The sequence below is a fragment of the uncultured Vagococcus sp. genome, from assembly GCF_963518325.1.
Classification (GTDB): Bacteria; Bacillota; Bacilli; order Lactobacillales; family Vagococcaceae; genus Vagococcus_D.
Window position 1 is genome coordinate 288319 of sequence record NZ_CAUQJB010000004.1, and the last position, 8884, is coordinate 297202.

General features: G+C 40.1%; 13 protein-coding genes. 2 read left to right on the forward strand and 11 right to left on the reverse strand.

Features of this window, described 5'->3' with window-relative positions; translation table 11 throughout:
• Positions 1-3: 3 nt before the first annotated feature.
• The 11 genes from RWN13_RS06155 to RWN13_RS06205 all read right to left on the reverse strand — a co-directional run bounded on the left by RWN13_RS06155 (position 4) and on the right by RWN13_RS06205 (position 6939).
• Positions 4-1212, reverse strand: coding sequence for an ABC transporter permease (locus tag RWN13_RS06155; RefSeq protein ID WP_314061553.1), 1209 nt, complete (start codon positions 1210-1212; stop codon positions 4-6).
• Between the two features lie 3 nt (positions 1213-1215).
• Positions 1216-1884 (reverse strand): ABC transporter ATP-binding protein, encoded by a 669-nt coding sequence (locus tag RWN13_RS06160; RefSeq protein WP_399553636.1) that lies wholly within the window; start codon positions 1882-1884, stop codon positions 1216-1218.
• Entirely contained in the window at positions 1868-3097 is a 1230-nt protein-coding gene (locus RWN13_RS06165) for an efflux RND transporter periplasmic adaptor subunit (RefSeq protein WP_314061556.1), read from the reverse strand. The genes RWN13_RS06160 and RWN13_RS06165 overlap by 17 nt, the downstream gene beginning before the upstream one ends.
• 330 nt (positions 3098-3427) lie before the next feature.
• Positions 3428-3643 carry a DUF2922 domain-containing protein gene (locus RWN13_RS06170; protein WP_314061557.1) on the reverse strand — a complete coding sequence of 72 codons (216 nt, stop codon included), beginning with the start codon at positions 3641-3643 and terminating at the stop codon, positions 3428-3430.
• A gap of 12 nt (positions 3644-3655) precedes the next feature.
• A complete protein-coding gene (locus RWN13_RS06175) occupies positions 3656-3871 on the reverse strand; it encodes a hypothetical protein (RefSeq protein WP_314061558.1) in 216 nt (71 codons plus the stop codon).
• Positions 3868-4470, reverse strand: a complete 603-nt coding sequence (locus RWN13_RS06180; RefSeq protein ID WP_314061559.1) for a transcriptional regulator — start codon at positions 4468-4470, stop codon at positions 3868-3870. Before RWN13_RS06180 ends, RWN13_RS06175 begins: the two co-directional genes overlap by 4 nt.
• Before the next feature lie 15 nt (positions 4471-4485).
• Positions 4486-5469 carry a LysM peptidoglycan-binding domain-containing protein gene (locus RWN13_RS06185; protein WP_314061560.1) on the reverse strand — a complete coding sequence of 328 codons (984 nt, stop codon included), beginning with the start codon at positions 5467-5469 and terminating at the stop codon, positions 4486-4488.
• Complete coding sequence (locus tag RWN13_RS06190; RefSeq protein WP_314061561.1) at positions 5466-5753, reverse strand: hypothetical protein; 288 nt, start codon at positions 5751-5753, stop codon at positions 5466-5468. Before RWN13_RS06190 ends, RWN13_RS06185 begins: the two co-directional genes overlap by 4 nt.
• Positions 5722-6027 (reverse strand): hypothetical protein, encoded by a 306-nt coding sequence (locus RWN13_RS06195; protein ID WP_314061562.1) that lies wholly within the window; start codon positions 6025-6027, stop codon positions 5722-5724. Before RWN13_RS06195 ends, RWN13_RS06190 begins: the two co-directional genes overlap by 32 nt.
• A gap of 427 nt (positions 6028-6454) precedes the next feature.
• Positions 6455-6691 (reverse strand): DUF2922 domain-containing protein, encoded by a 237-nt coding sequence (locus RWN13_RS06200; protein WP_314061563.1) that lies wholly within the window; start codon positions 6689-6691, stop codon positions 6455-6457.
• Between the two features lie 38 nt (positions 6692-6729).
• The gene (locus RWN13_RS06205; RefSeq protein WP_314061564.1) at positions 6730-6939 is read right to left on the reverse strand and encodes a hypothetical protein; all 210 of its coding nucleotides are present in this window, start codon (positions 6937-6939) and stop codon (positions 6730-6732) included.
• A gap of 350 nt (positions 6940-7289) precedes the next feature.
• Between RWN13_RS06205 and RWN13_RS06210 the strand changes: the two genes are divergently transcribed.
• Positions 7290-8126, forward strand: a complete 837-nt coding sequence (locus RWN13_RS06210; RefSeq protein ID WP_314061565.1) for a hypothetical protein — start codon at positions 7290-7292, stop codon at positions 8124-8126.
• On the forward strand, positions 8123-8350 hold the full coding sequence (locus RWN13_RS06215; RefSeq protein WP_314061566.1) for a hypothetical protein: 228 nt from the start codon (positions 8123-8125) through the stop codon (positions 8348-8350). The genes RWN13_RS06210 and RWN13_RS06215 overlap by 4 nt, the downstream gene beginning before the upstream one ends.
• The last annotated feature ends 534 nt before the right edge of the window (positions 8351-8884 follow it).

The window sequence follows — 8884 nt, forward strand, 5'->3', positions numbered from 1 at the left end:
CGTTTATTCATATCTCAACGCTTCAATTGGACTTAATTTTGATGCTCGATAAGCTGGGATAAACCCAAATATTATCCCCACACTGACTGAAAACAGTACACTCAAGCCAATCGAAAAATAGGAGATAATGAAGGGATAACCTAAATATCCCGTACTTATTTTACTAATAATCAAACCTGATATCAGTCCGATGATCCCCCCTAGGACCGTCAACACTATTGCCTCTGTCAAAAACTGCCATAAAATGATTTTTTTCTTTGCCCCTAACGCTTTTTTTAAACCGATTTCTCCGGTTCTCTCCGTGACACTAACCAACATCGTATTCATGACACCAATCCCTCCAACAATTAAGGAAATACTCGCGATTCCTCCCAGCAATACCATATTTGACTGATTGATCTCCTTCGTAGTCCGCTTAATATCATCTGAGTTTTTGATGGAAAAAATATAATTGGAAGGTGGCACCAATCCCGTTAAGGTAACTGAAGCCAGTTTGCCAGCCCTTTCTAAATCCTCTGAATTCTCTGCTTGAAGTAAAATCGTCGGCTTATGATTATATTGCTGTTGAACCAGCAAAGCAGACTCAATCGGCAAAAACACTTTTTTTCCAGCTTCCTCTTCCATCTCTGCTGACAGAACGCCGATAATTTTAAAAGCAACCCCGGCAATTTCAATAAAGTCAGCTACTGGGTTCTCCGTTTTTAGAGCAGATATGGCAAACTCTTTTGAAACTAAACAGACCTGAGTCATTCTGTCATACTCTTGACTCAAAAAGAAACGGCCCTGCTCAAGAGAATAAGTCACAATATCAAAATATCGATTGTCAACAGCGAACACATCACTGTCTATCTGCTGGTCTTTTATAAAGATATAAGGGTGTTCTTGATAATAAAGACTTGCGGCTGTGACATTGGGAATAGTTTCCAGTTGCTTAAGGGCATTCCGGCTGATGGTTGGTGTATAATCCGGTTTACTTTCTTTGTCAGATTTGGCATTGCCACTTAAAAAGCTTTTGCGAGGGCCATAGTCAATTTTGATTGAATTAGAAGAGCCACCAATAATTTGTCGTTTCATGTTTTCGGTATTGCCGTTAATAATACTGAAAATAACAATCACAGCGCCGATACCAAAAATAATACCAATCATCGTCAGGATCGACCGCATTTTATTCGTCATAATGGACTGTAATGCCATTTTTATATTTTCCTTCATAGATTATCTCTCCTCGATAATGGCACCGTCTTTTAACAAAATTTGCCTTTTAGCACAGTTAGCCACCTCTTTCTCATGAGTAATCGTGACAATCGTTTTCCCCTGTTGGTTTAACTCTTGAAAAATCGCCATGATGAGCTCACTTGATTTTGAGTCCAAGGCTCCTGTAGGCTCATCTGCTAAGATTAAAGGTGCTTTCGTCACAAGAGCCCGAGCTATGGCAACTCGTTGCTTCTGTCCACCAGATAGGACTGTTGGCAAAAAAGCCATCCGATCCTCTAAACCGACCTGACTTAAGGCTTCACTTGCTAGCACTTTCCGATGCTTTTCTGACACGCCGCCATAAACTAAGGGCAACATCACATTTTCAAGAGCAGTCAACCTCGGCAACAAATGAAAATGTTGGAAGACAAATCCAATGAGCTGGTTACGGGTTTCTGACAGTTGATTATCATCCAATTCTCGAATATTTAAGTCATTAAAATAATAATCGCCTAAAGAAGCCTGATCCAAACAACCGATAATATTCATCAAGGTGGATTTCCCCGATCCTGAGACCCCTGTAATTGCCAAATAATCGCCTTTGTTAATGGTTAAATGAATCTTTTTTAGAACCTGAATCTCATGATTGACCTGAAAAAAAGACTTACTAACGTCAATTAGTTGAATCATTGCCATCAACCTCCATTCCTTCAGAAAAACTCGAATTCGGATACACAATCTCACTGTCTCTCATGGTCTGGTCTTTTAACACATAACGCCCACTCTCTTCAACTAACTCTGTTACCTCGACCTTTTTCTTAATTAACTGCTTATTTTTCACCTGCCAAAGATAATGAGTGTTTTTTTCTTTCACTAGATACTCTTGCGGTACAGTGACTTGTCCATCACTTGCCTCCTTTTCTATTTCTGCAAAACAATGTAACCCAATTTTAGGCAAAACCTCACTAGTTTCTAGGGTCACTTCAAAGGTAAATTGTGATAGGTTAGGGTTGCCACCTTGTTCTTCATCCACAATACCCCCGGCTGCTAGATTTCCAACCTTAGTTATCTTGCCTTTCCAGGTTTTGGACGAATCATTTCGATCGATTACCGTCACCTTTTGATCAATGGCCAAGTTATTTTGACGATACTCGTCCACTTTTCCTCTTAAATAAAAGGTCGACGTATCGACAATTGATAAAAAGGGTTGCTCTGGTGGCTTATCTCCAGCCGGAGCATTGATTTGTGACTCATCAATAGTTTGGACCGTTCCCTGAATGTCTGACAGAACCTCATGATTCCCTTGGGTTCCTTTTAATTTAGCTAATTCAAGGGTGGACTTCTCCACTTCTAGAAGAGCCTCCTCGATCTCTGTCCCAACTTGCCCCATCTCAATTTCAGCTTGAATAATTGATTCCACAAGGTCATCTTTTTTCTGGCGCAATTCTTCTAACTCTTGTTTTTCTTTTCCTTCAGTGCTCTCTTTATTGACCTCTTGTTGACGCGATAAATAGGTCTCATACTGCTCCTGCTTTAACTGGTACTCAAGCCGCTTTTGTTCAACTTTTTTTTCGCCATTAAGTACCATGAGTTCAGCTTCTTTGATTTTCATGTCCCCGTCAGGATTTTGGTAAAGATAGAGAGCCTGTCCTTTTTCAATGCTGTCACCAATGCTTACTTTTTTTTCACTAATAACCCCTCTATTTTTGTCAAACTTATAATCAATAATCGTTTCGGGTTCGATTACACCCGTTAAGTAGAAATCACTGCTGATTTGTAACTCGCTTATTTTAATTGGACGAACCGTTACACGTTTGGCTTTTTTTATGTAGCAAACGGTTCCCACGACACCCGCCACTAATATAAACAGACAGAAACTGCCTATCAGCGCTTTTTTTCTCATACATTCTCACTCCTTCAACCATTCTTTAGACGTATCCAACATGTATTACCTTTATTCAACCAGATTCTGGCAATTAACATCTAACCTTTTCCTTAGACTTCCCTTAATTTTTCCTTAATCTGCTCTTTTTGACTAATTCTTCTTGCTCATAGCGAGATCTTCTAATGACGTCCAAGAATGATCAACTTATTAAATAGACGGACACTCAATCTAAATAATCCCATGGTGATTAATTCACACTTATCTTTACCACTAAACCTTTGCTGATAGTCTTCCCAATCATTTTCACTATAAAAAAGCTGGAAGAGTGCTACCTCCCAGCTTTTCAACTTACAACAAAATCTCTGTCTTCTTGTCCACATATCTTGCCCCTTTAATATGGGCGTACTTTTTTTGACCTTTGTGTTCAAACAGCCCTATGGCAATCACTTTTTCCATAAAGCGGCGAACGGCTGCCGAATCCAACTGTTGATTGGGTTGCTGCACCAAAATGGTGGTCGGCTGTTCGTCTTCATTGGTAAAATACAAGTATAATTTTTTAGCCATTTGTTCTTCCTCCTAGATATATCGGGTTCTCGTCAAAATCTGAACCGAATCTTTACTGTAGGTTGTCGGTAGTATACTCATCAACACATCAGCAAATTCCAATACTTTGTCCGGATCCGGATTTTTCGGCAAATGAACAAAGCGAATTCGTTTCAACTTCTTTTCTGCCGCCACATTGTAACAACACACCACATCATTCCCTTGCCAAATCGTCATCATCACCATCATACTGCTCCTTTCTTAATCATGGCCTCTTCCTTTGCCATTAATCCCTTTTCACCAGAGGAAATCGTCCGATCGTAGATGTCAATAAAACGATCGGCCTCCTTGTCACAGCCCAGATAACATAATCCCATCACCAAATCACTCATTCTTAACTTACTGCGGTCTTCCATTCCCATAAAATGATAACTAACCGCAATCCCCACATTCCGTTTGCACTGGGCCGTAATATAAGAAGGTGGGTAGTTCCAGCGCCTGATGACCTGCAACAGTTCCTCCGCTTTTTTTATCTCACCTGCTGCAAAGGCGATTAAAACAGCATCTTCTCTTTCAGTCCGATCAGAAATCTGCAAGGGATTATCAAAACTTGTGGTAATATGCAACTGTTCCCCACAAGCATTGATCAGTTGACGCACTTTTTCAAGATTAAGTTGCCCGATACGCCCATTTTCAATTTTTGATAATTGTTGTCTAGATGTATGGGTTAGTTGGCAGAGATCACCTTGGGACAAATGTTTCTGTACCCTCATGTCCTTGATCAAGCGGCCAACTTCAATCTGAAGTGGTTCTTGCTTTAATAACGTGATAAAAGACTCTTCCTTCATTCTCCTCGCTCCATTCTATTCATAACTCAATTCCTGGCCAGGGTATATCAAATCGGGATTAGCTAACTGATTCATTCTGGCTAAGGTTTGCCAGCTAATGCCCAGTTGATGGCCAATGCCCCATAATGTGTCACCTTCTTTGACCACATAACGACGGGGGTGCCCATTGCCAATAATCGTTCGATCATTTACCCATCCTAACTGACCATCTTCTAACAAATACGGGTTAGGTGCCCCATTAATAATCTTGGTAATTCTCCCTTGCTTGCGTAATGGTGTCAGTTGCGTCAGGCTGATTGAACTATTGTAGACACCTGAAATGTTAACTAGATCACCTATTTGATACCCTGAAGTCGTGTCACTCGTGGTTGATGGGGAACTCGTAAAATAACTCAATGGCTTTTCACTGGCAAGTCGTGAGAAATCCAGAGGCCCAGAGTAGCCAGACAAACGCCCATTACTGGTATACTGATGTAAGTCATAACTGGTAGTTGCCGTCGGGTTGTTTCCTTCATAAAAACCAGTATTCTGGCCGTAAGTGGGCAGCCACACCCCGTCATAGCTTTGACAAGCCACAGGTGTAAAGCCGAAAGGACGATAAAGATGATTACCAATGTAAATCCCAACCTTTTTTGCCCCTAATGCCTTTAACCGTTGTCGGTATTTGTCCGTCCCACTTACCATCGATGTCATCGACTTCTCTTCCACATCTAGCCACCAAAAACTTGGCTCATACGCCGCCGCTCTTCGATAAAAATCAGTGGCTTCTACTTCCATATCAGCCTCACTGATACCACGAACCCATGCGTAAACATTGACAGGCACCTGATATTTTTTAAAATTTTCGATATGTTGTCGGTAATGTTTATCCTCGTGAAGACTCCCAAACTGAACGCGAATAATCGCTAAATCAATGGACCTTGCCAATTGCTGATAATCGATCATTGTTGGCAATTGATGCTCACTGATATCGAGAATCAACGGCTTAGGCCGACTCATTTCAAGGTCTCTGGCAATTGCCACAGAGCTTTCACACAATCAAAACTACCCGCGGCCAAAAGACCGGCTATGACACCATCTAAACTAGTGCGCATCAGCGATTCTTGATAAATCACCCCAATAATTAACCCGATCCCCCATCCCATAAGCACGGCAACTAAAGGCATTAGCTTTACAGAAATTATCTCGCTCCGTTTAATCGCTTCAATGATTAGATAAACCAGCGCAGCTAACGCCACTAAGTAACTACTGTTAACCTTTGTTAATAACTCGATAATCATCATCAGTCACCTCTCTTTCCAGCTCCCAATAATGTCGTTCAATGGAATTGACCCGACTTCTTAAAACCTCCACATCCTTCTTCAACTCCTGATATTCCGTCACTAAATAATGTTCCAACTGACTAATCTCGATCCTTAATTTATCGACTGCTTCAATCAACGGCGCAGTAATATGGGTGCGAAACATCCTATAGAATTTAATAGCCGCCGCACACAAAATCGACATAATCCCGAGAAAAGCAGCCCACTCCGCTACATTTATCCCTACAAATGTCATTGGTATGATTTCTCCTTTCATTTTAGTTGTTAATTCTTTAACTTGTTTTTGCTTCGTTCTCATTAGTTCTATGTGCTAAAGCACTAAGAACTGCCCTTACTCTTGATGCTTTAGCATTTAGAAGTTAGGGACATCGAACTTAAGGTCTCCGCTACATTTATCCCTACAAATGTCACGATTTCCCTCTCCTTTCATTTAGTTGCTAATTCTTTAACTTGTTTTGCTTCGTTCTCATTATTTCTATGTGCTAAAGCACTAAGAACTGCCCTTACTCTTGATGCTTTAGCATTTAGAAGTTAGGGACATCGAAGTTAAGGTCTCCGCTACATTTATCCCTACAAATGTCATTGGTATGATTTCTCCTTTCATATCGAGCCAAAAGGCAAGTGGTTGCCTCGCCTTTTGGCCCTGTCTCAAACCATCTTACTTAAAAAATCTCAATTGTTTTGGTCTCAATGACACGGGCATTCTTTTTGCCTGTATAAAGAGGAATATCCTTTTCCTGATGATGAAACACATTCAAGGCACTGAACTTATCCATCCACGCTTTGACTTTTTCTGGATCGTTAATTAGACTTTCGTCAAAGTATTTGGGACTAATGGTGCTCTGCCCGCCATCGCCATTCAGAAAAATCAGTTGCAACTTACGCACTGTTTCTGCCATCTTAATACCACCTTTCTTTTTTTTCATTCGTCTGGATTTTACGCCGTTTGATGACGCATCCGCTTAACCGTAACCACTTCTGATACTTCGATTCCCTCAGGCAACATTTCAACAAACAACTGCCCGAGAGCGACCATCTTGTCAGGATCGACGGTTTCCTTTACGTTCGGAAACGACTGCTTTGTGGACCTTCCCGGTGTTTCATAGCCCACTTCCACATCTTGCTTTACAAAGCTTGTGACTGCCATTCTGCTCATCCTCTCTTTTTTTATTCCCAACTCTCACCTCTTCTATGAGAGTGGCTAAACACGATCGGCCGATCTACTTGCAGTGTATAACCCTCTTAAAATTATGGCAATTTTTTAATTATCCAGTTTCTACCTTAACTTTCCCACAGCCCAAAAACCAATGACTGTTTGATCCGTCTTTTGTCAGTTATCTGCAGAATTAGCTGGAAAATTAAAGCTCGTGCTGGAAAGTTAAGAGGCCTTTTGGAAAATTAAGCAATAGACAAGCGTTATTTTCATATGTTATAACTAAATAGGGACACTTGAGGAATCAATTTGTTTAATTTATCAAAAAGGGATGGTGGAATTTAATGAAAAATAGAAATGAACCTTTCAAAAACGGGAGATTGGATATGGTTAATGCCTTTGTATCTGAGGCTACCATTGATGACTTATTTAGAGTCGCTCCTTACTTGCATTTGCCAGAAATTAATGAAGACCTAGTCCTAGCTTATTCACGTGAGAAAACAGAGACTAGCAAAGGCCAGACGTTATTCATCTATCAATCTGGTGATTTCATTAAAACTGCCAGACCACTAGGCTCCCTTTTTAATGACTATGGAACGCTAAACGAAATAGAAGAGTGGTTGCCCTTTCAACGAACATTAGCTGAGTTGATTGATGGCGCTGTGCAATTTCCCCCTTATGCAACCTTGCATTCCGTTTTTTTGAAAATTTGCTCAGATAGTCTCATTAATCTCAATCACATTAGTGGGTATGAACGTTCCAAATTATCTGGGCAAAGTGATACTCATACCAACGTCACACTCACAACTGGCGGAATCACTGAAATCACCTTAGGTTACAAGTCCTTTCATAGGAAATACCATGAAGGGGCCTTAATGCTGATTGCCTTAAGGAAACTTTTTAGATTTGTCTACCCAAAGGAGAAACGACATTCCATCTATGAAGAGCCCTCTGCGCTAAACCCTTTTCTTATTAACTATCTAAAAAACAATAATCTGGAAGGCTTTAAAATTCCCATGAAGGTCTTCAAAAAAACCTATGGCTTTTTTGAAACAGTAGAAAAACAATTAAAAAATGCAGAGATTACACCTGAACTGATAGCGCAATATGATGCTATTACCAGAAAACTTATTGCCAAGTATCTTGTGACTAAACAAACAGGACGGGAGGATACCAAATGACCACTCAAAAAAAGTTAGTCTTGACCTTTTTGGATGAAAACGGACGCAAAAGAACAAAAACACTCAATAAATTTATTAACGAAATTGATCCTGATGTATTAGCAGAACACTTAGCCACTATGCCTGGGAACTACGCTCAAAATTCCAAACGAAATGTTGCAAAATTAACTCACTGCATCCACGCTTCATACAAGCTGACTCATAAGTATTTACTATTTAAGTAAGAGCTTTAAAATGGCAACCCTTTCATTTTCGCTTGATTAGATAACCTAAATTTTCTTCCCCCCCCTTTAAATGTCGCCTTTAAAGGGATTGATTGAAACAACCTTTCATCCATTAGTTTCAGTTAAAAAGTTAAGCATTATCACCTATTAACACATTTTTAACGTCACAAATCATTACCTTTAGATGTACGCTTAAAGCGTACATCTCTGTCATTTTAAGTAACATTAAAAAACTTAAGCAAGCAGGTCATTCCCTTAGATAAGTCAGATAAGCATCTGCCAAGAGTCAAAGGGTCAGCTTTTTCAACTGACGGTTTAACGAAGAACCTGACTAAGTTGCCACTCTAAGGAATGACCCAGCATTTAGAAAGAAGCAACAAGGTAGTGAATCGAAGAAGCCTCAGAGATTGACGAATTGGAAGCCCTTGGTTAGTGACTATTTAATAGGAACAAACATAACAAATCGATTACGCTCCACAGACCAAATGTCGCCTTTAAAGGGATTGACTGAAACAACCTTTCATCTATTAGTTT

Coding starts and splice junctions, on each gene's coding strand:
- RWN13_RS06215 (WP_314061566.1), top strand. CDS start 8,123: ATGACCACTCAAAAAAAGTTAGTCTTGACCTTTTTGGATGAAAACGGA.
- RWN13_RS06195 (WP_314061562.1), bottom strand. CDS start 6,027: ATGACATTTGTAGGGATAAATGTAGCGGAGTGGGCTGCTTTTCTCGGG.
- RWN13_RS06190 (WP_314061561.1), bottom strand. CDS start 5,753: ATGATGATTATCGAGTTATTAACAAAGGTTAACAGTAGTTACTTAGTG.
- RWN13_RS06210 (WP_314061565.1), top strand. CDS start 7,290: ATGAAAAATAGAAATGAACCTTTCAAAAACGGGAGATTGGATATGGTT.
- RWN13_RS06180 (WP_314061559.1), bottom strand. CDS start 4,470: ATGAAGGAAGAGTCTTTTATCACGTTATTAAAGCAAGAACCACTTCAG.
- RWN13_RS06175 (WP_314061558.1), bottom strand. CDS start 3,871: ATGATGGTGATGATGACGATTTGGCAAGGGAATGATGTGGTGTGTTGT.
- RWN13_RS06200 (WP_314061563.1), bottom strand. CDS start 6,691: ATGGCAGAAACAGTGCGTAAGTTGCAACTGATTTTTCTGAATGGCGAT.
- RWN13_RS06165 (WP_314061556.1), bottom strand. CDS start 3,097: ATGAGAAAAAAAGCGCTGATAGGCAGTTTCTGTCTGTTTATATTAGTG.
- RWN13_RS06205 (WP_314061564.1), bottom strand. CDS start 6,939: ATGGCAGTCACAAGCTTTGTAAAGCAAGATGTGGAAGTGGGCTATGAA.
- RWN13_RS06160 (WP_399553636.1), bottom strand. CDS start 1,884: ATGATTCAACTAATTGACGTTAGTAAGTCTTTTTTTCAGGTCAATCAT.
- RWN13_RS06185 (WP_314061560.1), bottom strand. CDS start 5,469: ATGAGTCGGCCTAAGCCGTTGATTCTCGATATCAGTGAGCATCAATTG.
- RWN13_RS06170 (WP_314061557.1), bottom strand. CDS start 3,643: ATGGCTAAAAAATTATACTTGTATTTTACCAATGAAGACGAACAGCCG.
- RWN13_RS06155 (WP_314061553.1), bottom strand. CDS start 1,212: ATGAAGGAAAATATAAAAATGGCATTACAGTCCATTATGACGAATAAA.